The sequence below is a fragment of the Vibrio sp. R15-SG3-ISO1A genome (genome assembly GCF_059833955.1).
The window spans coordinates 71,994-95,787 of record NZ_JCBDGH010000057.1; the positions used below are offsets into that span (position 1 = coordinate 71,994).

A 23,794-nucleotide genomic window follows, 5' to 3' on the forward strand; every position below is an offset into this window, starting at 1 on the left:
AGCTAGATAGCAAACGTTTGCGCAAGTTTTTTCTTTTGCGCTACGACAAGAAATTGTGAACGAAATCGTTTATAATCGACAAGTTTATTTGAAATTTGCCATAGATCCGGAGATGGAAATGAAAGTTGTTGAAGTTAAACACCCTCTTGTGAAACACAAAATTGGTCTTCTACGAGAAGGTGATATCAGCACTAAGCGTTTTCGCGAGCTTGCAACAGAAGTCGGCAGCTTGCTGACCTATGAAGCGACCGCAGACTTTGAAACAGAAAAAGTAACCATTGACGGTTGGAATGGTCCGGTAGAAGTGGATCAAATCAAGGGTAAGAAAGTCACCGTTGTACCGATTCTTCGTGCTGGTCTAGGTATGATGGACGGCGTGCTTGAGCACATTCCTAGTGCACGCATCAGTGTGGTGGGTATTTACCGTGACGAAGAGACGTTGGAGCCTGTGCCTTACTTCAACAAACTGGCGTCAAACATTGATGAGCGTATCGCGTTGGTTGTTGACCCTATGCTTGCTACCGGCGGCTCTATGATTGCGACGATTGACCTTCTTAAAGAGCAAGGTTGTCAGTCATTCAAAGTGTTGGTGTTGGTTGCTGCGCCAGAAGGCATCGAAGCTCTAGAAAAAGCGCACCCAGATGTGGAACTATACACCGCTGCTATTGACAGCAGACTGAACGATAAAGGTTACATTGTCCCTGGTCTTGGTGATGCCGGTGACAAGATTTTCGGCACTAAGTAATCGTTGATATCTAAGTCACTTTATACGCTAGTGTGTTGACTGACCTGTAAAGACTAAAAAGGAGCATTGAATGATGCTCCTTTTTCATTGCAGCAAAGCGCTGAACGGATACTTCGCCTGCGTTACTTCTTCAAACTTAGCGTGCCGCCGGTGCGTGGTTTTGCCGGTTTGGTCGTGGGGCCTGAGTGTTTGGTGGCGGGCTTTTGGTTCGGATTGTGGTGATGGGCTCGGCCCTTTTTCGAATTAGGCGCGTGACGAAGATCATCGGCATTGCGACCTTTAAACGTTCGCGGCTTTTGATTGCGTCGCGCTTTGGATTCTTGATTCTCTTCTCGACTATCAAAGAGCTTTGCATCGGTTGCGCGGCGAATTCTGCGCCCTTTGCTGTCAACCTTTGAGGCTTCTTCAGTCCCGCTTGAGCCCTCACACATTGCGAGAATCGTCTCAACCTCTTGATCAGACAAGTAGCGCCATTGACCGTTAGGAATGCCATCCAAGGTAATGTTCATGATGCGAACTCGGCGCAACTTGAATACTTCGTATCCCAGCGCTTCACACATACGGCGTATTTGACGGTTCAACCCTTGTGTCAGCACGATTCGAAATGAAAACTTGGTTTCCTTGGTGACACGGCACGGTAGCGTGACGGTATCTAAAATCGGGACGCCGCTGCTCATCCTATGAATAAAGTCATCGGTGATGGGCTTGTCGACACGCACGACGTACTCTTTTTCGTGATGGTTACCCGCACGAAGAATTTTGTTGACGATATCGCCATCATTGGTCAGAAAGATCAACCCGTCCGACGGCTTATCTAAGCGACCAATTGGGAAGATACGCTTTTTGTGGCCAATAAAGTCAACAATGTTACCCGGTACATCTCGCTCGGTTGTACAGGTGATGCCAGTCGGTTTATTTAAAGCGATATAAATCGGTTTATCGGTGGCACCACTGATAGGTTTTCCATCGACTTGAACATCGTCTCCGGGAAGCACCTTGGTGCCCATTTCCGGCACTTGGCCATTAATGGTGACTCGACCTTGCTCTATCAGTCGGTCTGCTTCTCGACGTGAACAAAAGCCGGTTTCACTGATGAATTTGTTAAGGCGTTTCGCGCTATCTTGGGACATGAGCATTCTCTTTACGTTTCACAACGGCAACCCGTGATGTGGTGGTGGATGGATCCGAAATCGGGGTCGGGGAGTGTATCACTCTGTCTATCTTAGACCAACCATAACGATCGGAAATGGTTTTACCCGAGCCGTTTTTGATGACGCTCACGAGTCTCTTGTTTCTTGTCGGCACTTTTTCTCAGCATGACGTAGACCGCACCCGTGCCGCCGTGAAAACGCTGTGCACTGTGTACACATTGGACGTCATTGATTTGTGATAGCCACTTTGCAAGATAACTTTTCATCATGGCGGGGGGATTGGATTTTTCGCCTCGACCATGAATGATCAGCACCGTGCGAATATCCATGCGCATGCACTGTTTGAGAAAGGTGAGCACTTCGTCACGCGCTTGTTTGAGCGTCTTACGGTGTAAATCTAACCTTGCTTGAAGTGGGTACTTACCCAGGCGCAGTTTACGAAAGACCCCATCTTGTACACCATCGCGCTTGTACTCAATGATGTCTTCGGGTTTGAGCATCGGCGCATGGTCAATGGAGAGGTACTCGGGAGCATCATCGCTGAGCCACATAGCCGCTTCGCGTTTAGCCAACTGCGCTTGGGTGACCTGATGTATTTTGACGTGTTGAGTGGTGTCTTGCTTGATGGGTTTAACGTCTCCCATCATTTGCTGAAACAGTGCAAAATCGTCGTCGTTAGACATGACGGTATCTCAGAGTATTCAATCAATATAGCTATTATACTGACGTAAGCCTGTTGTGATCAGTAAGAAATAAAAAACCGAAGTAAACAGTGTGTCTACTTCGGTGCATAGCGAATGTCTATTCGGAGAATAGAGCTAAGCGATTCTAGTGAGGAGATTTGTCATTCATCACCTTGTAGACGAAGAAAGCTCCGTAAAAGAGCATGAGACTAAAGGCACCCAAGATGACAATCATTGAAGATAGACCTACTGCATTACCAAAGAGAAGATCAAGCCAAAAGTCCATAGTTCCTCCGCCAAATACAAAGTGTGTTGACGGAATTTAAGGTAATGGCTGGTCATTAATTCAACACTGATCTAGATCAAGTGTTATCCGAAGGTTGCGTTTTTGTTCTGCTTGCTGTGTGTTTGCTCACATTTTGTGGCCCGTTGCTCGCGTTTTAGTCAAACAGTGCGGATTTGGAAAAAAGTGCGGGAAATGGCTTGCGTTGGCAAACAGAATCCGTAATATACGGCTCCGTTCTCGGTGAATAGCGCAGCTTGGTAGCGCATCTGGTTTGGGACCAGAGGGTCGGGGGTTCGAATCCCTCTTCACCGACCATTTTCTTAAAGCCCCGCTAGCAATAGCGGGGCTTTTTACGTTTATACAACTATGCTACGCATTACGGGTCGTGGGGCTGGTGCGCCGGTCCGATGGAGCGCCAGTCCGATCGAATCCCTCTTCACCGACCACTTTCTTAAAGCCTCGCTAGTGATAGCGGGGCTTTTTTACGTCTAGACGAGAGATTTATCGCCTCTTACTCCATTAATACTTAAATTCACAGCCTGCGGGGGTGGTTTGGGCGAGTTGCTCAATCTCGAATCCTTGAGCTTGCAGCAGTTCAATCAAGTTGTGCTTTCCGACCAGGTGCAATGCGCCCACCACAATCACGTAGCTGCCGTTGGCATTGGGTAGCCAGTTTGGGCTGCTGAGTTTGGTGGCCCAGTCGAGGTTTCGGTCAATTAAAAATGCTTGCTCAAAGTCGGGTGACATCTTGGTTAACTGAGCAAACTCTTCGAGCTGCGCTTGGTCACCCGAGATCCAACTTTTGATTAAACATTTTGCCATGTGTTCAGAGTGATCAAAGTCATCGATCATGCTTGTCAACATCTCTTGGCCTACGTCAGGATCGCTTGCCAGCATATCGATTTGAAATTGCATGCTTTCTAAAGAGAGCACCGGAACATTAAGATTGTTCGCTTGGGTCAGCAGGTAGGCATCGACGCCTTTACTGGCTTGAAATCCGAGGTACTCAATTTGGCGCATCTGAATGGTCAGCGCACTAGCCCAAGGAGGCGAGGCAAGCAGTTGCGCTTCATTGAGGCTCAGCAAATTGGCAATGCCAGAGAGCTCTTGTTTTTGCTTGGCGGATAAGATCTCTGCGCTGCTGATCGTCTGCTGCGGGTAGCTGACGGCTTGACCGTTGTGGATATCGGTTTCGACGATCAATCCGTCACTATGTTCGAGAGCTGCGCTGATAGGGGACGGGAGTGGGTACATACTGTCGTCACCGACGTGAACCGAACCAATGATATGAAAATCTAACGCCCCTTTACTGGCGTGCCAATAGAGCGGCTCCGCTTGCAGAGTGCAGCAGAACAAAGTAACACAAGAGAGTAGCCATTTATGCATTCGAAGTATCCTAGTGGGAAGGCCAACAACTGGCTCGGACTGTGACTAGGTTATAGCATAATTTTGCTCATCGAGAGCAGAGAGCACAACACCATGTTCCCTGAGGCGAAAGCATACAGACAAAACCCAGAACTAAGGTGATGACAAACGCTCACGAATTCCCCCATGGTCACGAGAATGGTAGGATGGCGCAAAACGATAGATTGGCGAACTAAGATGAAGCAGTGGTACTTACTTTATTGCAAACGTGGCGAACAAGAACGCGCTCAACAGCATTTAGAAAATCAGAAGGTTGAGTGTTATTACCCCGTGATCACACGAACTGCGATTCGCCGAGGTAAGCGACAAACCAAGCCAGAACCCCTTTTCCCGTGTTATGTATTTATCTGCTTTGACCCACAACAGGGACCGGCGTTTACCACCATACGCTCGACGCGCGGTGTGGTGGATTTTGTCCGCAGGGGCGCAATGCCTCAAGTGGTTTCACCAGATTTGATTGAAGGGTTAAAGTCGATGGAATCGATGCAGCCACAAGACAACCAAGGGATCCCTAAAGCTGGGCAGCCTGTGTCGGTGTTAACGGGCCCGTTTGCTGGGGTTGAGGCCATCTTTAAAGAATCAGATGGGGAGCTGCGATCGATTTTATTGGTCAAGCTTCTCAATCAACACGTGGAAGTGAGTGTGGGCAACCAAGATTTCGATGTTTAGTCAGCAAGATGTCCAGTTTAGTGAGTTCGATTGGTAAAAAAGGCTCCCCAGTTTCACTGGGGAGCCTTTTTGTCACTAGGGTGTCATTACCGCTCTAGCGTGATTTAGTAAGCTTCGTTGTGCACACTTTTCACTGCGCGACCTGATGGGTCTGCGAAGTTTTTGAACGACTCATCCCATTCAATCGCTTTTGCCGATGAACACGCCACCGATGGACCACCAGGTACACACTCGGCTGCTGAAGGAAGTGGGAACAACTCTTCAAAGATTTCGCGATAGACGTAGCCTTCTTTGGTGGTTGGCGTGTTGTACGGGAAACGGAACGCAGCGGTTTCCATCTGCTGATCTGTGACTTTCTCTTCCGCTACCGCTTTTAGCGTATCGATCCAGCTGTAACCCACGCCATCTGAGAACTGCTCTTTCTGACGCCATGCAATTGATTCTGGCAAGTAGTGTTCGAAACACTCACGCAAGATGTGTTTTTCCATCTTACCGTTACCACACATTTTATCTTTCGGGTTGAGACGCATCGCGACGTCGATAAACTCTTTGTCCAAGAATGGCACGCGACCTTCCACACCCCAAGCCGCAAGGGACTTGTTTGCGCGAGCACAGTCAAACATGTTCAGAGCGAGCAACTTGCGCACGGTCTCTTCATGGAACTCTTTCGCGTTGGGGGCTTTATGGAAGTAGAGGTATCCGCCGAAAATCTCATCGGCTCCTTCGCCCGAGAGCACCATTTTAATTCCCATAGCTTTGATCTTACGTCCCATTAAGAACATCGGGGTTGACGCACGTATCGTGGTCACATCGTAAGTCTCAATGTGGTAAATCACATCACGAATCGCATCAAGCCCTTCTTGGATGGTGTAGGTCATCTCATGGTGAACGGTCCCAATTTGCTCTGCTACTTCACGGGCTGCCTTGAGGTCGGGCGCGCCTTCCAAGCCGACCGCAAACGAGTGCAGTTGTGGCCACCAAGCTTCAGACTGTTCATCATCTTCAATACGCATGGCGGCAAAACGTTTCGCCACGGCGGAGGTGATGGACGAATCTAGCCCTCCGGACAAAAGTACGCCATAAGGCACGTCGGTCATGAGCTGACGTTTAACCGCGGCTTCTAGCGCTTCTGTGAGCTCTTCTTTGCTGGTGGTGTTGTTTTCAACGGCGGCAAATTCATTCCAATCGCGGATGTAGTAGCGTTGAGGCTCTGCATCGCTGCTACCGTAGTAACTGCCCGGTGGGAATTCACTCACGGTGCGACAAACGGGCACCAAAGCTTTCATTTCCGATGCAACGTAATAGTTGCCGTGCTCATCGTAGCCTTGGTAAAGCGGGATAATACCGATGTGATCTCGGCCAACTAAGTATTGATCTTTCTCTTCATCATAAAGAACGAAGGCAAAAATACCGTTTAGCTCTTCCAGTAGGTCCGCTCCCATGTCTTGGTAAAGAGCGAGGATCACTTCACAGTCAGAGTCGGTTTGAAAATCGTATTTACCTTCGTAACGAGCACGAATTTCTTTGTGGTTGTAGATTTCACCATTGACAGCAAGGATGTGTTTTTTATCTGGGCTGTAGAGCGGTTGTGCCCCACTGTTCAGACCGACAATTGCCAAGCGCTCATGCGCAAGGATCGCGTTATCTGATGAGTAGATACCGGACCAGTCTGGACCACGGTGACGCAGCTTTTTAGACATTTCCAACGCCACAGGGCGCAAAGCGGACGCATCACTTTTTATATCTAAAATACCAAAAATCGAACACATACTACTTCCCTTTGAATTTCGTTTAATCTGTTAACTTCAATTTGCCATTCTGATTAAAAAATGCAACCAAGATTGATAAAAAAAATATCAAAGAGGCTTTGCTGTTAAAAAATTTCTAATTTAATGGGCATTATTATAAATGAGATCTAGGTTTTGCCTGTTTTTTGCTCAAAATAAAAAGGCTACCTCGAGAGGTAGCCTGTCACCTTGACGAGCAAGGGCGCTAGCGGATAGGGCTAAATTGCGGTTTTAGCTGCTCACACACATGGCGCGCAAAACCGCTACCTGCTTCGTTGTATATGTTAAAGGCGGCATCGACGCCTTGCTCAACGAGAGCATCCAATTGATCTGAATACTCGGCAATTGCCGCGATCTGCCCTTTAAAGTGGCGTTGTTGCAACTGTTGCAGCGCGATCTGATTTCCTTGGTGATGCGGCATTGCCAGCAGCACGAGTTTGACGTTGGCAGTGTCTAAAATACGCTCCCAAAAATCAGGGTCGGTTGCATCTCCGGCGATCACGTTACGCCCTTGCGCTTTGTGCTGGCGAGCGGCATCTTCACGCACCTCGATACCCAGACTGATCTTGCCGTAACGAGCTCGAATCTCATCATAGGCACCGGTACCAATTCGACCCATGCCTAAAATCAGCACTTGAGCATGGCCCGGGTTAATACGTTGGTCTCGACTATGCAGCGATTCTGCGGCGTGCTCCTTGAGCCAGCGGCTTGAGCGTTGATAGAGGGCATGGCCGTAGCGGTTGATAGGTGCCGCAATCACAAAAGAGATGGAGACCGCAAGGGCAAGCGCCACCAGGATATCACCGCTCATCCAACCCATTTTAAATGCAAGGCCGCCGACGATAAGGCCGAACTCACTGAAGTTAAACAAACAGAGCGAGGCGAGTAGAGAAGTGCGGACGCGGAATTTAAAGGCGTTGATGATAATGAAATAGAGCGCGCCTTTTAACGGCAGCAACAGCAAGAAGAGGATAGCTAGAGCAAACCCGGCTAGTGTTGGCTGCTCAGACAGACCAATGTTGAGGAAAAAGCAGACCAAAAACAGCTCTTTGAGGTTAAATAGGGACTTTGCTAACTCAGACGCTTTGGCATGACCTGCCAGTAGCATCCCCAAGATCAACGCCCCTAAATCAGGCTTCATGCCCACCAGTTCGAACAGCCCCGCGCCCACCACTAGCGCAAAGAAGATGCCGAACAGAACCAGCATTTCGCCGTGGCCAACCCAGTCTAAAACCTTATAGAATAGGGGGCGAAGCAGCGGTAAGGTAAATAGTGCTACCGCATACCATTCAGGCAGCTTGCCGGTTGAAGCGGTGAGAAACACCACGGCAAAGATATCTTGCATGATCAACATACCGATGGCCAAGGTGCCATAGGTCGCGTTCATTTCCCCTTTCTCTTGCAATGATTTCACTGCAAATACGGTACTTGAAAAGGAGAGTGCAAAGCTCAGCAGGACAATTTGCTCCACCTCCATGCTCGCCAGGGAACTGATCCCAAGAAATTTAAAGCAAAAAAGCGCAACAGAAAAAATTGCGGTAGACAGAAGATTGTGCAGTGTCGCGCCGGCCCAAATTTCTTTGGAGAGTAAGGTTTTGATGTCGAGCTTAAGTCCGATGGTAAACAGCAGCAGCGTGACACCCAGGTCGGCCAGCAGCACCAAGGTGTCATTCGATTCAAACCCCAAGGCGTGCAGGCCAAAACCAGCCAGCAGAAAGCCTACCAAGGGAGGCAGGTTACACTTGAGCGCGAGAAAGCCGGCGAGAAACGCGGCGGAGATCAGTACGAGTTCCATAGCGGTGTAAATAATCCTATAAAAACGGGCTACGTCTAGTAGCCCGGTATTCTATCTAACTTCAAGTGATAAGACGTTAATCTTCTAACAATTTTTGTAACAAAACACCGTTCAGCATAGCACGCTTGATCATTGAAAAGGCGCCTAATGTCGGTTGCTTATCAATTTGTGAGGCCACGATAGGCAAATCTTTATGGAAGGTCGTGAGGGATTGATTTTCAACATTGCGGCGAATGGCTGGGAAGAGGATCTCTTCACACTGGGTGATTTGACCGGCAATCACGATTTTTTGCGGGTTAAACAAGTTAATGGTAATGGCGATCGCTTTACCTAACTGGTTGCCGACTCGAACCAAGCTCTGTTTCGCCAGCTCATCGCCTAAGTTGGCGTGTTCACAGACATCCGCAATAGTGATGCTGTCGAGTGTGGTTAAGGTCGACTCATACCCTTGTTTGATGAGTTTGTTGACGCGCTCGACAATGGCAGGGTTTGCCGCCACCGTTTCGAGGCAGCCAAAGTTCCCGCATTGGCACTGCTCCCCGAGAGGATCGATTTGGATGTGGCCAATTTCGCCAACGTTGCGGTTGAAGCCAAGGAACACTTGCCCATTGACGATGATTCCCGCGCCCGTTCCTCTGTGTACGCTGACTAAAATTGAGTCTTGGCAATCTTGGCTGGCGCCAAAGTAGTGTTCCGCCAGCGCCATCCCTCTCACATCGTTACCTACAAAGCATTCGACGTGGAAACGATCGCGAATCATCTCTGCTAGGGTAAAGTTGTTGATCGAAATATTCGGCATGTACTCGACCACACCGGTTTCAGGATTGACTAGACCGGGCAAGGATATACCGATGGCGATCAACTGATTGATGTGGCTTTGCTGACTTTGAATAAAGGCTTTAAGTTGAGACTCCAAGCCTTCTGCCAGTTCGTCTTGGGTGGTGTAATAAAACTCTTGATAATCGCTTGCGAGCTCTTTAGCACCGAGATCATAGAGGCTAAACTGCAAATAGTCTCGACCGATACGGACAGCCACAGAGTGGAAGGGCTCCACTTCTGTGGTAAGAGAAATCGCACGGCGTCCTCCGGTTGAGGCTTGCTGAGCGACTTCTTTAATCAAACCACGTTCTAAGAGTTGGCGGGTGATTTTGGTAACACTGGCGGGCGCGAGCTGACTGACATCGGCCACCTGGATGCGAGAGATTGGCCCTTGTTGGTCAATCAGCCGATACACTGCTGCGCTGTTGAGCTGCTTTACTAGATCTACGTTACCTATTTGTCCGCCATTCATTCTCAATTCTGCTCGTATTGTCCGTTTACTACCGTCGCCTGGACGTTGAAGTCGCGGTCGAATACGGTGAGGTTTGCCACTAAGCCTTTTTTAATTCGACCCAGTTTATTGTCTACACCGATTGCTTTCGCAGGGTAAAGGGTTGCCATGCGAAGGGCTTCGTCCAGAGCGATACCGACGTGCTCAACCGTGTTTTGAACTGCTTCAATCATGGTTAAGGCTGAACCGCCTAGTGTGCCATGTTCATCTACACACTTGCCATCCCGGTAATATACTTTCTTACCTACAAAAATAAAGTAATCCATGTCAGCGCCTGCAGGAGCTGTGGCATCGGTCACTAATACTAATTTTTCACCCTTAATTTTGTGTGCAATTCGGATGTTGGCGTAATCGACGTGGAAACCGTCTGCAATGATACCCGCGTAAACATCTGGCGTGTCATAAATCGCACCGACCACCCCTGGCTCTCGGCCAACCATTGGGGTCATGGCATTAAAGAGGTGAGTGGCAAACGTCACCCCTGAATCGAAGCTTTGACGAGCTTGTGCATAGGTGGCATTGGTGTGACCAATCGAGACCACGATGCCGGCTGCACTTAAGCGTTCAATATGAGCGGCGTCATTGTGCTCTGGCGCGAGTGTGACTTTAGCGATGATATCGGCGTTGTCACACATAAAGTCAATCATGCTGTCATCGGAAGGGCGAATATAGTCGACACTATGAATGCCTTTTTTCGCTACGTTGAGATAAGGCCCTTCAAGGTGAAGACCGAGCGATTGGTTTTGATATTGAGCGTGATACTCGCGAGCCGCCGCGACGGCGGCGCGCATGTCTTCATCGGAAGAGGTAATCAGAGTCGGCAGGTAACTGGTACAGCCTGATTTTAAATTGGCTTGATGCATGATTTGCATAGTCTGCGCTGTGATTTCATCATTCAGCATTACGCCGCCACACCCGTTCAGTTGCAGATCGATAAAACCTGGACTGACGTTTGCGCCTTTTAGGTCGATGGTTTTGATCGTCTGTGGCAGAGCGTCTTCGGGGCAAACTGCCTCAATGAGCCCTTGGTTCACAATCACAGCGTGGTTCGTTAGAACGTCACTGCCGGTGTAGAGTTTGCAGTTGGTTAGCGCATACATGGTCAGCAAATCCTTATAGGTATAGACCCGTCAACGAGTTAGGGTCACATTTCTCATTCTTTTATAGATCAAACTGAAGAGCAATGAATTGATCCGACAACTTTATTTGAAAACTTCAATTAGATCGCGAAATATCTTTACCAGCCGAAGCGTCATTTTACGCTGACTTGGTTCAGTTTTGAATTCTGTCCTAAGACAGTGTCAGGGCGAGTTTCTGTTTGTCTTTCTCTTTAAATGTCGTAATAACATCATGTTATCCATGAGTTTTTACTATATTTCCGCCTCTGACTTATGCACTGATACTAGCCGATAAATCTCATTTATTCGCATTGTAAAATAAGTTTTATGATCTGGCTAGCAAAAACCTCGAAATACCCCTGTATCTGGTGATTATGATCACAAATGATGAGCTTTTAATTTGCGGAGCAAAATTAATATCATAAACTGACAAGGACTAAATTGAGCAACTAAAAAAAGTTACTCGACCAATTAAAAATCCTATAGGGGGAACTTAAGGTGAATATTCTTGGTTATTTCCAAAAAGTAGGTAAAGCGTTAATGGTGCCTGTCGCCACGCTACCTGCTGCAGCAATACTCATGGGTGTTGGATACTGGATCGATCCAAACGGTTGGGGCGCAAACAGCGCACTTGCTGGTTTCTTGATTCAGGCTGGTGCCGCTATTATCGACAACATGTCATGGCTATTTGCTGTGGGCGTGGCTTACGGTTTATCTAAAGACAAAGACGGTGCGGCTGCTCTGGCTGGTCTCGTCATGATGTACGTAGTGACGAAACTGCTTTCTCCAGGTGCCGTTGCTCAAATCCAAGGTATTGATGCAAGCGAAGTCCCTGCGGCATTCGGTCGTATTCAAAACCAGTTCGTGGGTATCCTAGTGGGTATCATTTCGGCAGAAATCTACAACCGCTTCTCACATGTTGAGCTACACAAAGCGCTCGCGTTCTTCTCCGGTAAGCGTCTTGTACCTATCATGACATCGTTCGCAGGTATCTTCCTATCGTTCGTATTGATGTACGTATGGCCATCAGTATACGGCGGTCTAGTGAGCTTTGGTGAAGGTATCCAAGGTCTGGGCGAAGTCGGTGCTGGTATCTACGCATTCTTTAACCGTCTACTTATCCCTGTCGGTCTACACCACGCATTGAACTCAGTATTCTGGTTCGACGTGGCGGGCATCAACGATATTCCTAACTTCCTAGGTGGTGCGAAATCCATCGCTGAAGGTACGGCAATCCCAGGTGTAACGGGTATGTACCAAGCGGGCTTCTTCCCCATCATGATGTTTGGTCTACCTGGTGCAGCGCTAGCTATTTACCACACGTCTAAAGCGAAGAACAAAGAAAAAGTCGCGTCTATCATGATCGCAGCAGGCTTTGCTTCTTTCTTCACAGGTGTGACTGAGCCTCTAGAGTTCTCATTCATGTTCCTAGCGCCGCTACTGTACGTATTGCACGCGTTGCTAACAGGTATCTCTGTTTACATCGCTGCATCAATGGAGTGGATTGCAGGCTTCGGCTTCTCGGCTGGTCTAGTGGATATGGTACTATCAACGCGTAACCCACTTGCGGTTAAGTGGTACATGCTGATTGTACAAGGTCTTGTGTTCTTCGGCCTCTACTACGCAGTATTCCGCACCGTTATTCTGAAGTTTGGTCTAAAAACGCCAGGTCGTGAAGACGACGAAGCTACTGAAGTTTCAGGTTCTGAGAACTCATCTGAGTTGGCTAAACAGTACCTAAAAGCGCTAGGTGGCCATGAGAACCTAACTAACATCGACGCTTGTATCACTCGTCTACGTCTGACTATCAAAGATACCAGCATTGTTGATGAGAAAGTGCTGAAGAACCTAGGTGCAATGGGTGTGGTTAAACTTGGCGCGAACAACCTTCAAGTTATCCTTGGCCCACTTGCGGAAATCATTGCCGGCGAAATGAAAAACATTCCAGCCGATGAAGATTTGACGCCAGTACAACTGCCTTCTTAATCGAGTCTAAAGACGATTAAAACGGAGCCTCCCAATTGGGAGGCTCTTTCTTTTACGGCCCAGAATCTCGTTTGGGCCGGGCTATGTTGGTTGAAAACTGCGCGCTTTATCGGGCATCGTTTATCAACACTCATTATTTCTCAAGAAAAGACCTGTTCTTGTTGTGTATCCGCTTAGAATTGTGGATCATTACCCGCTATATGCCCTAAAGGACTTTTCCCTTTAGAGAACTTTTTCTGAACAATACTAAAACAATTGAGGTGCTATAGATGAGTGAAGCTGAAGCTCGTCCATCGAATTTCATTCGCCAAATCATTGATAAAGATTTAGCGGATGGTAAACACACTAGCGTGCATACTCGTTTTCCGCCGGAGCCAAACGGCTACCTTCATATCGGTCACGCTAAGTCAATTTGCTTAAACTTTGGTATTGCTCAAGACTATCAGGGCAAGTGTAATCTGCGTTTTGATGACACGAACCCAGAAAAAGAAGACGTCGAATACGTTGAGTCGATTAAGAATGATGTGAGCTGGTTAGGCTTTGAGTGGGATGGTGAGGTTTGTTACTCATCCAACTACTTTGACAAGCTGTACGAGTACGCGGTTGAATTAATTAACAAAGGCTTAGCGTATGTTGAAGAGCTAAGTCCTGAGCAGATTCGTGAGTACCGTGGTACCTTGACTCAACCGGGCAAACCTAGCCCATATCGTGACCGCAGTGTTGAAGAGAACCTCGCGCTATTTGAAAAAATGCGTGCGGGTGGTTTTGAAGAGGGAACGGCTTGTCTACGCGCCAAAATCGACATGGCCTCGTCGTTTATGGTGATGCGTGATCCTGTGCTTTACCGCGTTCGATTTGCGACTCACCACCAGACCGGTGACAAGTGGTGCATTTACCCAATGTACGACTTCACACACTGTATCTCTGATGCCCTTGAAGGGATCACTCACTCTTTGTGTACGTTGGAGTTCCAAGATAACCGACGTCTGTACGACTGGGTGCTAGAGAACATCACGATTGACTGTCAGCCACACCAGTATGAGTTCAGCCGTCTGAATCTTGAATACACAGTCATGTCTAAGCGTAAGCTAAGTCAATTAGTGACAGAGAAGTTGGTGAGCGGCTGGGATGATCCTCGTATGCCAACCATCTCTGGTTTGCGTCGCCGAGGATTCACGCCGGGCTCCATTCGTGAGTTTTGTAAGCGCATTGGTGTGACCAAACAAGACAACATGATCGAAATGAGCTCGCTTGAGTCTTGTATTCGTGATGACCTGAACGAAAACGCACCACGTGCGATGGCGGTACTGGACCCTGTTAAAGTGGTTATCGAAAACTTTGACGCAGAGCGCGTAGAGACATTAACGGCCGCCAACCACCCTAACAAGCCTGAGATGGGTGAGCGCCAAGTGCCGTTTACTCGTGAGGTTTGGATTGAGCGTGAAGACTTCCGTGAAGAAGCCAACAAAAAGTACAAGCGTTTAGTTCTTGGTAAAGAAGTGCGTCTTCGCGGTGCTTACGTCATTAAGGCTGAGCGTATCGAGAAAGACGAGCAAGGTAATATCACCACCATCTACTGCAGCTACGATGACCAAACACTCGGCAAAAATCCTGAGGATGGCCGTAAAGTGAAAGGTGTGATTCATTGGGTCTCAGCAGATAAGGGCTTACCGGCTGAAATTCGCCTTTACGATCGCTTGTTTACTGTGCCAAATCCAGCCGCAGCGGACAACTTTGCTGAGACGATCAATCCTGATTCACTGATGGTGATGAATGGGTTTGTTGAGCCAAGCCTAGCCAACGCTGAAGCGGAGAAAGGTTACCAGTTCGAGCGTATGGGCTATTTCTGCGCGGACGCGAAAGACTCTAAGCCTGAGTCGTTGGTCTTTAACCGTACCGTTGGCTTGCGTGATACTTGGGCTAAGATTGAAGCTCAGTAAGCGCAACGAATCCTATTAGAGTCGCCAGTGAGCGATAAAAAATGCCAGTCTTGATGACTGGCATTTTTTTAATCAGCAGAAAAGAGACAGTGCCTAGTTAGCTTTAGCACTGATCTACTGTTATTTTTTAGGTTTGTGCGCGTCAGGGTTGTCTTTACAACTGCCATCGCCACACTTACCGTATAGGTACAAGCTGTGGTTGGTCAGCTGGACATTGTACAGAGAGGCGATCTCTCGTTGACGCTCTTCGATGATTTCGTCTGAAAATTCAATCACTTCACCACAGTCTAGACACACTAAGTGGTCGTGATGGTGTTGAGTGCTCAGTTCGAAGACTGATTTTCCACCTTCAAAGTGGTGACGGGTCACAATGCCAGCATCATCAAATTGGTTTAAAACGCGGTAAACAGTAGCCAGACCGATTTCTTCACCCAGATCGATGAGTTTCTTGTACAAATCTTCAGCACTGATGTGCGCGCAGTCTGGTTGCTGTAATACTTCTAAAATTTTGAGTCGCGGAAGAGTGACTTTAAGACCGGCATCCTTCAGCGCTTGGTTGTTATCTGACATATACTTTCCTGTTGATGTTCTGCGGCATTAAACAGAATCCAATATTCCAATCATTATAGGGTACTCGTTAATAACAATAAACCCGAATCTCAAAGGGTTACTCATGTTTTATCATAAACTAGCGAACGGTCACTTATAGTACTGGTCTAATGAGTTACAATTTGTTAACGTTTTGGCAATGTAATCAGTTTAGGATTTCACGGATGTCTACGCTACTTGAAAAGATCTATAAACCCAGTGTTGTGAAGTTTGCCCTTAATATTTGGCCACCGTTTTGGGGGGCTGGGATTCGTATTGTGTCGATCAGTGAAGACTTTCGTGAGGTGAAGATGAAGCTCAAGTTACGCTGGTGGAACAAAAACGCCAATCGTACCCAATATGGGGGCAGCATTTTTTCCCTGACTGATCCCGTCTATTCGTTAATGCTGATGGGGATTTTGGGCAAGCAATATTACGTGTGGGACAAAGAGGCGAGCATCAACTTCATCAAGCCGGGACAAAGTGATTTACACGCCGATTTCTTGATCTCTCAGCAGATGCTTGATGACATCCTGACTCAAACCGCAGGGGGCGACAAGTGCTTTCCAGAGTTCATTACGCATGTAAAAGACAGCAACGGTATGGTGGTATCGGAAGTACAACGTAAGTTGTATGTACGTAAAAAACCGAAGTTTAGGGATGAGGAACAGGCGCCTCAATCGGCATGACATATTGGATTAAATACAAAAAAACCATCCAAAGATGGAGGTTTTTTTAAAAGGTCAGCTTAGTCTTCCAACTCAGCTAAGCACATCTCTTCATGGATTTGCTTACACCAGTTGTTAACGCGCTCTTCAGTCAATTCTGGTTGGCGATCTTCGTCGATACACAAACCGACAAATTGGCTATCGTCACCTTCAACTAGGGCTTTTGATGCTTCAAACTCGTAACCATCGGTTGAGGTGTAACCGAGAATCGTACCGCCTTTTGCTTCAACGATATCACGTACTGTGCCCATGGCGTCGCAGAAGTACTCTGCGTAATCTTCTTGATCGCCACAACCAAATAACGCAACTAACTTGGTCGAGAAATCGATTTGCTCTAGCTCTGGGAAAAAGTCATCCCAATCACATTGTGCTTCACCGTAGTACCAAGTAGGAATACCCAAAAGCAGAAGATCGAAGTTATCAATGTCTTCTTTACTGCTTTTGGCAATATCTTGAACGTGAACCAGTTGTTTACCCAGTTGCTTTTGAATCATCTTCGCAACAGCTTCAGTGTTACCTGTGTCGCTACCAAAGAAGATACCTACACTTGCCATAGATTCGTTACCTTTACTTTTACGTGTTGTGGCGGGCCAAATGGCGAACCGCGTTTGGCCTGTTACCCCAGACCACCACCTTCCCAGCTAAGCTGAATGATGCCTTTGGCAATAAAGCCAGCGCAGCCTAGGAATAGGACTAACCATACAATTCGACGACCAAATGGTGGGACATTTCCCGCTTTGAGTACATCTTTTATCGCCATACCGATGAGAAAAAAGATAGACGCAAAAAGCAAGTCGAGACCTATCGACTCAAGCATGTTCATATAGTCGTAAAGCATGGAATCCCTTATGCCAAATTACTTGCGCTGCACTATACCATTGTTAACTCGTAAAGTTAACGGTCAGGAGAGATTGAACGCGTATTCGATGGCTAGCCAATAAACTTGCGAATAGCGCGTAATACTTCCGCGGGCTTTTCTGCGTGCAACCAATGGCCTGTATTGGCAATGACGTGTGCTTTAGCGTGGCGAAATTGCGCCTGAACCGCTGGTTGATGCTCGGCGGTAAGGTAATCCGAATCGCCTCCTTTGAGAAAGAGGGTCGGCACATCTACAGGGGATAAGGATTGCCAGCCTAAAATATCCCAGTAATTGTTTTTAAGGCTCGTTACGTTGAAGCGCCACGCGAGATGATCGCCTTCTTTATACAGCGACTTGCTCAGAAACTGCCTGACGCCATCGATGTCAATGTGCTGTGCGAGAAGGGATAGGGCTTGCTGACGAGATTGTGGCCGATCTGCGAGTACGGCTTCTAATCCTTTAAAGACATTATCATGTCTTGCTTGGGTATATTGCACAGGCGCCATGTCGAGCACGATCAGCTTATGTACTCGAGTTGGGGCCAATTCGGCCAGCGCCATGGCGACTTTACCGCCCATCGAGTGCCCCACGACGACTGCAGTTTCAATGCTCAAATGATCGAGCAAACGCAGGACATCACTGGCCAACACATCGTAATTGTGTTCGTCGCTGTGAAAAGATTGGCCATGATTTCTAAGATCAACACTTAGCACTTGGTGGTCTTCACGCAGATCGCGCGCCAGTAAACCGAGATTGTCCAAGTTACCAAATAAGCCATGAAGCAGAACAACGGTGGGTCCTTGTCCTTCAAGTTTGTAGTTGAGCAATGGTGACATTTTAAAACTTCGTTTTTTGTTTATTCGTGTGGGTTTAACGTAGAGTCTGCGCGAAGATCTCGCTATAATCCCCCAGAGTTTAAACATAGAGATTGTGAAAAGCGAATGAAAACAATTGAGGTTGATGAGGATCTATACCGTTACATCGCAAGTCAGACCCAGCATATTGGGGAGAGTGCTTCTGATATTCTCCGTCGTTTACTAAACGCTGACCGCCAGCAAACGGAGTCGCTCGCAACAACGCCCACAGCAAAGAAAGGCGTGGTTGTCAGTAAAGACGCTGTGTTTGAAGAGCGTGTGGATAGCGTCAAAGCGATGCGCTCACTGCTGATTTCCGATGAGTTTGCAGGGCTGAAGAAAGCGATTGACCGCTTTATGCTAGTACTCTCTACTCTTCATCGAATCGACCCAACTGGTTTTTCAGAAGCAACACAAGTGAAAGGTCGTAAACGTGTCTATTTCGCTGACAATGAAGCGACCTTGTTGGAAAGTGGCAATACGACCAAGCCTAAGGCGATTCCTGGCACGCCATTTTGGGTGATCACCAACAACAACACGAGCCGTAAACGCCAAATGGTTGAGCAATTGATGGCTCGCATGAATTTCCCCGCCGATCTGATTGAGAAAGTGATTAACTCGATTTAGAAACTTGTAATCACCGTCAAAGAAATCGGATTTAAACCTCATAATGCACGAATAACTTCAAGTATTATGAGGTTTTTTGTTTTCTTCCCAATTTAAGAAAGGATGTCGACATGGCTATGCACCCGAGAGCGGGACAAAAGGCTCAGCAGCAAGATCTGCATAATATCCCTGCCTTAGTGGCAAACTACTTTTTACTTCAACCTGAAGCGAGCAACCCAGATCATAAAGTGGAGTTCGGTACGTCAGGCCATCGTGGTAGTGCAGACAAATCTACGTTTAACGAGCATCATATTTTGGCGATTGCCCAAGCCATCGCAGAAGTGCGTGCCGAGAAAGGCACCACCGGGCCATTGTTTGTCGGTAAGGACACACACGCGTTGTCAGAGCCAGCGTTCTCAACGGTGGTTGAAGTGCTTGTTGCCAATGGCATCAAGGTGATTGCGCAGCAAGACAACGGCTACACGCCGACGCCTGGTGTCTCTCATGCGATATTGAGTTACAACCTCCAGCATGAGCAAAAAGCGGACGGTATTGTGATCACGCCTTCTCACAACCCACCACAAGATGGCGGAATTAAGTACAACCCGACGCATGGCGGCCCAGCAGAAGATGCCCTAACCAAAGCCATTCAGGATCGCGCGAACGTGCTGATCGCAGAGGGTTTACAAGGCGTGAAGCGCATGCCGTTGGCAGAAGCGAAAACCTCTGAACTGTTTTCTGAAGTCGACTTGGTGAAACCGTATGTGGACGACCTAGTCAATGTGATTGACATGGAAGCGATTCAAAAAGCCAATTTGACCCTCGGCGTTGATCCACTCGGTGGCAGTGGTATTGATTACTGGCGTCAAATCGCATCCACTTACAACCTTAACCTCACTTTAGTTAGCGAAGCGATAGATCCCTCGTTCCAGTTTATGTCGTTAGACAAAGACGGTGTGGTTCGTATGGACTGCTCATCGCCGTACGCTATGGCGGGGCTGCTCGCACTGAAAGATCAATATGATCTCGCGTTTGGCAACGACCCAGACTACGATCGTCACGGCATTGTGACGCCAAAAGGACTTATGAATCCTAACCACTTCCTGGCTGTCTGCATTGATTACCTATACCGTCATCGTGAAGGATGGGGACAAGATGTCGCCGTGGGCAAGACCTTGGTCTCAAGTGCCTTGATTGACCGTGTTGTGGCGGATTTAGGACGTGAGCTGTGTGAAGTACCTGTCGGTTTCAAATGGTTTGTGGATGGCCTGTATGAAGGTAAGTTTGGCTTTGGCGGTGAAGAGAGTGCTGGGGCGTCATTCTTACGTAAAGATGGGACACCTTGGTCAACAGATAAAGATGGCATCATCTTGTGTTTGCTTGCCGCTGAGATCACTGCCGTCACCGGCAAGAATCCACAGCAGTACTACGAAGAGTTGGCGGCAAAGCATGGCGAGTCTCAATACAACCGAATTCAAGCGGTCGCAAATGGGCCACAGAAAGACGTGTTGAAAAAGCTATCTGCGGAAATGGTCAGTGCGCAAACCTTGGCGGGCGATCCTATCACTGCTCGCTTGACCCATGCGCCAGGTAATGGTGCGGCCATTGGCGGTCTCAAAGTCACGACCGATAACGGTTGGTTCGCGGCTCGTCCATCCGGTACGGAAGACATCTACAAGATTTATTGTGAGAGTTTCAAAGGGGCTGAGCATCTTAAGCAGATTGAAGCGGAAGCGCAGCAAATCGTGAATCAAGTGTTTGCTGACGCAGGGCTATGATAGCGACGCTCTCGGTTTAAGTCACAGAGAGACTCCAAACTAGGCTACTTTCGGGTAGCCTTTTTTATTTGTGCTGCTTTATTACCTGCCACATGATATCCAATGTTATCTTTCACTTAGCGACTTGCTATCAGGTTGTGAGCGTCATAGTCACTCTGTTTTTGACGTCAGTTTGGCCAAGTATCAGGAACAATAAACCAAAACTCTCCGTCTTGCGTTTGTGCATGGACAAATCGTTCTGAGTCGAGCGTCACTACCTCTCCCTCCTCGCCGTTGCCCACCGCCCATTGATGCTTATCCAAAGCGAACAGTGGCTTATTGATCTGTTCCCATTGGCTTGCATAGCACCAGTAGCCACTGATTTGACTTGGGTTAAGCGCATAACCTAGGCAGTGGCTAGGAATGGTTTCTGGTTGAAATGGATTGATGTAGAGGCGGCCCTGAAGTAACAACTTACTCTCCAGTGTTTGATACTGTGGGTATTGCTCCACAAATGCCGCCGTTTGGCTCATCAATAGTTGGTGATTGAGCATTCTGTCGAGTTTTTTATCCAGTTGATCGTGTGCATTGGGCCCATACCATCGACCGTTGTGGAGTAAGTAAAACTTAATGGCCAGCTCCCAGTGTTGATGTTGAGAGGCTTGGTGGTCATAAACTATCAAATCAATCGCGCCCAAGGTTCTTCCCTCTGGGCTTTGAATTTGTAACTCATCCAACACGACGTCATAGCGCTTGCTGTTGTTTAAGGCTTGAGTCACCAAATATTGATAGACGAACCCCAAACGTGCGTTGCCAGTATAGGGCTGCGAGTCCAAAGGGCCAGGATAGAGGGTCGTGAGTGAGCAAAACGGCGGGGTAAGCTCAAACAAGGGCGGCGTTGCGGTCAGCCATTGATAGAATCGGGTGAATCGTGTCATCTTTCTTTAGGGCTTGGTTGTCACTGCGGACTAGCTTGACATACACTGGCCGCTAAGCAAACAACCGATAATGTGGAATGTGGTCATGAATCACTTACAACTCGAAGCAATCCTCAATCAAAAGTTATCGCCAGAGCAAATTAAAGACTACGCACCGAATGGCTTACAAGTGGAAGGCGCAGCTGAGATCACTAAGGTCGTGACGGGCGTCACCGCATCGCAAGCCTTGATTGAGCAAGCGGTCGAGCGAGGCGCGCAGGCGCTACTCGTCCATCATGGTTATTTTTGGAAAGGTGAGCCAGAACCCATTCGAGGGATGAAAGGAAAGCGCATTCGAACCTTGATCAAAAATGACATCAATTTGTACGGTTACCACTTACCTCTTGATATTCATCCGGAGCTTGGTAACAACGCTGAGCTTGCCAAGTTACTGGATATCGATGTAGAAGGTGGACTGGAAGGGCACCCTCAATCCGTCGCCATGTTTGGTCGTTTAAGGCGTCCTATGACAGGCGCTGAGTTAGCACACAAGATTGATGCAGCACTCAATCGCCCGCCACTGCATATTCTGCCTGAAAGCGGCGACAGTGTGATTGAAACCATTGGCTGGTGTACCGGAGGTGGTCAGGATTTCATTGAGCTGGCTGCCAACCAAGGTCTGGATGCGTTTATTTCTGGTGAGATTTCAGAGCGAACGACGTACACAGCGCGAGAGCGGGGTATTCACTATTTTAGCGCGGGTCACCATGCGACTGAGCGATATGGGGTGAAAGCTCTAGGGGAGTGGTTAGCCGCGCAACACGGCTTAGAGGTTGAATTTATCGACATCGATAATCCAGTATAACTGGACGCGAATACTCAAAAAAAACAAAAAAGGGTTGAGACGATCTCAACCCTTTGTGTTTCTTATGACAGGCTATTCACGTTCATGAATAGGCTGAAAGTCGCGTTGCACTTCACCAGTGTAGAGCTGACGTGGTCGGCCGATACGGTTGAGTGGGTCGCTGTGCATTTCGTTCCAGTGTGCGATCCAACCAATAGTACGAGAAAGCGCAAAGATAACGGTAAACATCGAGACAGGAATGCCAATCGCTTTAAGAATGATGCCTGAGTAGAAATCGACGTTCGGGTACAGTTTCTTCGAAACGAAGTACTCATCGGATAGCGCAATACGTTCTAGCTCCATCGCGACATCAAGCAATGGGTCTTGAATGTTGAGTTCTTTAAGTACGTCGTGACAAGTTTCACGCATCACGGTTGCACGTGGGTCGTAGTTTTTGTACACACGGTGACCAAAGCCCATCAGGCGGAATGGGTCATCTTTGTCTTTCGCGCGTTCAATGTATTCTGGGATGTTGTCGACGCTGCCGATCTCTTCGAGCATCTTCAAACACGCTTCATTCGCGCCGCCATGTGCAGGGCCCCACAATGAGGCGATGCCTGCCGCGATACAAGCAAACGGGTTCGCGCCAGAAGAACCAGCAAGACGTACTGTCGAGGTTGACGCGTTTTGTTCGTGGTCAGCGTGCAGAGTAAAGATCTTATCCATAGCACGCGCGACAACAGGGTTCACTTCGTACTCTTCGCAAGGGTTTGCAAACATCATGTGTAGGAAGTTCTCTGCGTAGCTGAGATCGTTGCGTGGATAAATGAATGGCTGGCCAATCGAGTATTTGTAACACATGGCCGCCAATGTTGGCATTTTCGAAAGTAGACGATACGCTGTGATTTCGCGATGTACGTCGTTGTTGATGTCGAGTGAGTCGTGGTAGAAGGCGGCAAGAGCGCCGACTACACCACACATGACGGCCATTGGGTGAGCATCACGTCTAAAGCCGTGGAAGAAGCTAGCGATTTGCTCATGAACCATCGTATGACGGGTTACTGTCTTTTTGAATTGCTCATATTGTTCACGTGTTGGGGCTTCACCATAAAGAAGTATGTAACACACTTCTAAATAATCAGCGTTGTTAGCTAACTGATCAATGGGGTAACCGCGGTGCAAAAGAATACCTTTGCCGCCGTCGATGTAGGTGATTTGAGATTCACAAGATGCAGTGGCAAGAAAACCCGGGTCAAAAGTAAAGAATCCATTTGCTCCAAGTTTACGAACGTCAATTACAGGAGTACCTAGGGCACCTTCCATAATTGGCAGCTCGATCGGCGCTTGACCTTCGACATGAAGGGTCGCTTTCTTATCTGCCATAACAATCTCCTTTGTTTATTATTAATCCATCCAGGATGTTTGTGTGACATTTTTGTACGTGTCTTCCGTATTAAAGTCAATTCTTCTACTCTGATGTGTGCACTTGTTTTGATTTTTTGAAGCTGTAAGGTTAAAAATCTGTTCTGTGTAGCAAAAATTGTTACATCAATTGTATTAGAATGTTGCGAGCCGTATAGTGACGCTGTAAATTTTGGTGTAAACCTAATAAATTCAAGGCTTGAAACAAATGTGAGGTGACGTTTCGAATCTTGTTGTTAACAATTATTTTACAATTCAGTTGGGGTATATTACCTGTTGGGTGTTAAATAAATGTTAGCTTTTG

General features: G+C 47.7%; 22 protein-coding genes and 1 tRNA gene. 9 read left to right on the top strand and 14 right to left on the bottom strand.

The genetic code is table 11. The features are described from left to right. Positions 1-118 precede the first annotated feature (118 nt). Positions 119-745: a uracil phosphoribosyltransferase gene (gene upp / locus AC6R0L_RS08350; protein ID WP_500626327.1), complete on the top strand. Its 627-nt coding sequence runs from the start codon at positions 119-121 to the stop codon at positions 743-745. Positions 746-867: 122 nt separating this feature from the next. Here the strand turns inward: upp and rluF are convergent, their stop codons facing one another. From rluF to AC6R0L_RS08365, 3 genes are all read right to left on the bottom strand, one after another. Beyond that, on the bottom strand, positions 868-1,875 hold the full coding sequence (gene rluF / locus AC6R0L_RS08355) for a 23S rRNA pseudouridine(2604) synthase RluF (RefSeq protein WP_500628845.1): 1,008 nt from the start codon (positions 1,873-1,875) through the stop codon (positions 868-870). A 122-nt stretch (positions 1,876-1,997) separates the two neighbouring features. Further along, positions 1,998-2,579 carry a DNA endonuclease SmrA gene (gene smrA, locus AC6R0L_RS08360; RefSeq protein WP_500626329.1) on the bottom strand — a complete coding sequence of 194 codons (582 nt, stop codon included), beginning with the start codon at positions 2,577-2,579 and terminating at the stop codon, positions 1,998-2,000. A gap of 145 nt (positions 2,580-2,724) precedes the next feature. Further along, on the bottom strand, positions 2,725-2,865 hold the full coding sequence (locus AC6R0L_RS08365; RefSeq protein WP_334555181.1) for a DUF3149 domain-containing protein: 141 nt from the start codon (positions 2,863-2,865) through the stop codon (positions 2,725-2,727). A 238-nt stretch (positions 2,866-3,103) separates the two neighbouring features. Here AC6R0L_RS08365 and AC6R0L_RS08370 point away from each other — a divergent pair. Then, positions 3,104-3,180, top strand: a tRNA-Pro gene (locus tag AC6R0L_RS08370). 204 nt (positions 3,181-3,384) lie between these two features. On the opposite strand, the gene AC6R0L_RS08375 is transcribed toward AC6R0L_RS08370, so the two are convergent. Next, positions 3,385-4,251 (bottom strand): TraB/GumN family protein, encoded by an 867-nt coding sequence (locus tag AC6R0L_RS08375; RefSeq protein ID WP_500628846.1) that lies wholly within the window; start codon positions 4,249-4,251, stop codon positions 3,385-3,387. A 216-nt stretch (positions 4,252-4,467) separates the two neighbouring features. Here AC6R0L_RS08375 and rfaH point away from each other — a divergent pair, with 216 nt between their 5' ends. Next, entirely contained in the window at positions 4,468-4,959 is a 492-nt protein-coding gene (gene rfaH, locus AC6R0L_RS08380) for a transcription/translation regulatory transformer protein RfaH (RefSeq protein WP_500628873.1), read from the top strand. Positions 4,960-5,063: 104 nt separating this feature from the next. On the opposite strand, the gene asnB is transcribed toward rfaH, so the two are convergent. The 4 genes from asnB to nagA all read right to left on the bottom strand — a co-directional run bounded on the left by asnB (position 5,064) and on the right by nagA (position 10,971). Continuing rightward, positions 5,064-6,728 carry an asparagine synthase B gene (gene asnB / locus AC6R0L_RS08385; protein WP_487903170.1) on the bottom strand — a complete coding sequence of 555 codons (1,665 nt, stop codon included), beginning with the start codon at positions 6,726-6,728 and terminating at the stop codon, positions 5,064-5,066. Positions 6,729-6,951: 223 nt separating this feature from the next. Further along, positions 6,952-8,541 (bottom strand): cation:proton antiporter domain-containing protein, encoded by a 1,590-nt coding sequence (locus AC6R0L_RS08390; protein ID WP_500628847.1) that lies wholly within the window; start codon positions 8,539-8,541, stop codon positions 6,952-6,954. A gap of 76 nt (positions 8,542-8,617) precedes the next feature. Continuing rightward, positions 8,618-9,832, bottom strand: a complete 1,215-nt coding sequence (nagC, locus tag AC6R0L_RS08395; RefSeq protein ID WP_334555186.1) for a DNA-binding transcriptional regulator NagC — start codon at positions 9,830-9,832, stop codon at positions 8,618-8,620. Between the two features lie 2 nt (positions 9,833-9,834). After that, complete coding sequence (nagA, locus tag AC6R0L_RS08400) at positions 9,835-10,971, bottom strand: N-acetylglucosamine-6-phosphate deacetylase (RefSeq protein WP_500628848.1); 1,137 nt, start codon at positions 10,969-10,971, stop codon at positions 9,835-9,837. Between the two features lie 516 nt (positions 10,972-11,487). Here nagA and nagE point away from each other — a divergent pair. Together nagE and glnS are read left to right on the top strand one after the other, a co-directional pair. Beyond that, positions 11,488-12,975, top strand: a complete 1,488-nt coding sequence (gene nagE / locus AC6R0L_RS08405) for an N-acetylglucosamine-specific PTS transporter subunit IIBC (protein WP_487903173.1) — start codon at positions 11,488-11,490, stop codon at positions 12,973-12,975. Positions 12,976-13,244: 269 nt separating this feature from the next. Further along, the gene (gene glnS, locus AC6R0L_RS08410) at positions 13,245-14,915 is read left to right on the top strand and encodes a glutamine--tRNA ligase (protein WP_500628849.1); all 1,671 of its coding nucleotides are present in this window, start codon (positions 13,245-13,247) and stop codon (positions 14,913-14,915) included. 120 nt (positions 14,916-15,035) lie between these two features. Here glnS and fcrX read toward each other — a convergent pair whose 3' ends face one another. After that, entirely contained in the window at positions 15,036-15,485 is a 450-nt protein-coding gene (gene fcrX / locus AC6R0L_RS08415) for a ferric iron uptake transcriptional regulator FcrX (RefSeq protein ID WP_334555190.1), read from the bottom strand. 203 nt (positions 15,486-15,688) lie between these two features. On the opposite strand from fcrX, the gene AC6R0L_RS08420 reads away from it, so the two are divergent. After that, a complete protein-coding gene (locus AC6R0L_RS08420; RefSeq protein ID WP_334555191.1) occupies positions 15,689-16,192 on the top strand; it encodes a DUF4442 domain-containing protein in 504 nt (167 codons plus the stop codon). Positions 16,193-16,251: 59 nt separating this feature from the next. Here the strand turns inward: AC6R0L_RS08420 and fldA are convergent, their stop codons facing one another. From fldA to AC6R0L_RS08435, 3 genes are all read right to left on the bottom strand, one after another. Then, positions 16,252-16,785 carry a flavodoxin FldA gene (gene fldA, locus AC6R0L_RS08425; protein ID WP_334555192.1) on the bottom strand — a complete coding sequence of 178 codons (534 nt, stop codon included), beginning with the start codon at positions 16,783-16,785 and terminating at the stop codon, positions 16,252-16,254. Positions 16,786-16,847: 62 nt separating this feature from the next. Next, positions 16,848-17,069, bottom strand: coding sequence for a DUF2788 domain-containing protein (locus AC6R0L_RS08430; RefSeq protein ID WP_053440537.1), 222 nt, complete (start codon positions 17,067-17,069; stop codon positions 16,848-16,850). A 92-nt stretch (positions 17,070-17,161) separates the two neighbouring features. Continuing rightward, positions 17,162-17,926, bottom strand: a complete 765-nt coding sequence (locus tag AC6R0L_RS08435; protein WP_500628850.1) for an alpha/beta fold hydrolase — start codon at positions 17,924-17,926, stop codon at positions 17,162-17,164. 105 nt (positions 17,927-18,031) lie between these two features. Between AC6R0L_RS08435 and seqA the strand changes: the two genes are divergently transcribed. Both seqA and pgm read left to right on the top strand, forming a co-directional pair. Beyond that, positions 18,032-18,571, top strand: coding sequence for a replication initiation negative regulator SeqA (seqA, locus tag AC6R0L_RS08440; protein WP_334555194.1), 540 nt, complete (start codon positions 18,032-18,034; stop codon positions 18,569-18,571). 110 nt (positions 18,572-18,681) lie between these two features. Next, the gene (gene pgm, locus AC6R0L_RS08445) at positions 18,682-20,328 is read left to right on the top strand and encodes a phosphoglucomutase (alpha-D-glucose-1,6-bisphosphate-dependent) (RefSeq protein ID WP_487903177.1); all 1,647 of its coding nucleotides are present in this window, start codon (positions 18,682-18,684) and stop codon (positions 20,326-20,328) included. A gap of 167 nt (positions 20,329-20,495) precedes the next feature. Here the strand turns inward: pgm and AC6R0L_RS08450 are convergent, their stop codons facing one another. Next, positions 20,496-21,245, bottom strand: a complete 750-nt coding sequence (locus AC6R0L_RS08450) for a DUF1853 family protein (RefSeq protein WP_500628851.1) — start codon at positions 21,243-21,245, stop codon at positions 20,496-20,498. A gap of 85 nt (positions 21,246-21,330) precedes the next feature. Between AC6R0L_RS08450 and AC6R0L_RS08455 the strand changes: the two genes are divergently transcribed. Continuing rightward, positions 21,331-22,089: a Nif3-like dinuclear metal center hexameric protein gene (locus tag AC6R0L_RS08455; protein ID WP_487903179.1), complete on the top strand. Its 759-nt coding sequence runs from the start codon at positions 21,331-21,333 to the stop codon at positions 22,087-22,089. A 72-nt stretch (positions 22,090-22,161) separates the two neighbouring features. Here the strand turns inward: AC6R0L_RS08455 and AC6R0L_RS08460 are convergent, their stop codons facing one another. Further along, positions 22,162-23,451 (bottom strand): citrate synthase, encoded by a 1,290-nt coding sequence (locus AC6R0L_RS08460; protein WP_487903180.1) that lies wholly within the window; start codon positions 23,449-23,451, stop codon positions 22,162-22,164. Between the last annotated feature and the right edge of the window lie 343 nt (positions 23,452-23,794).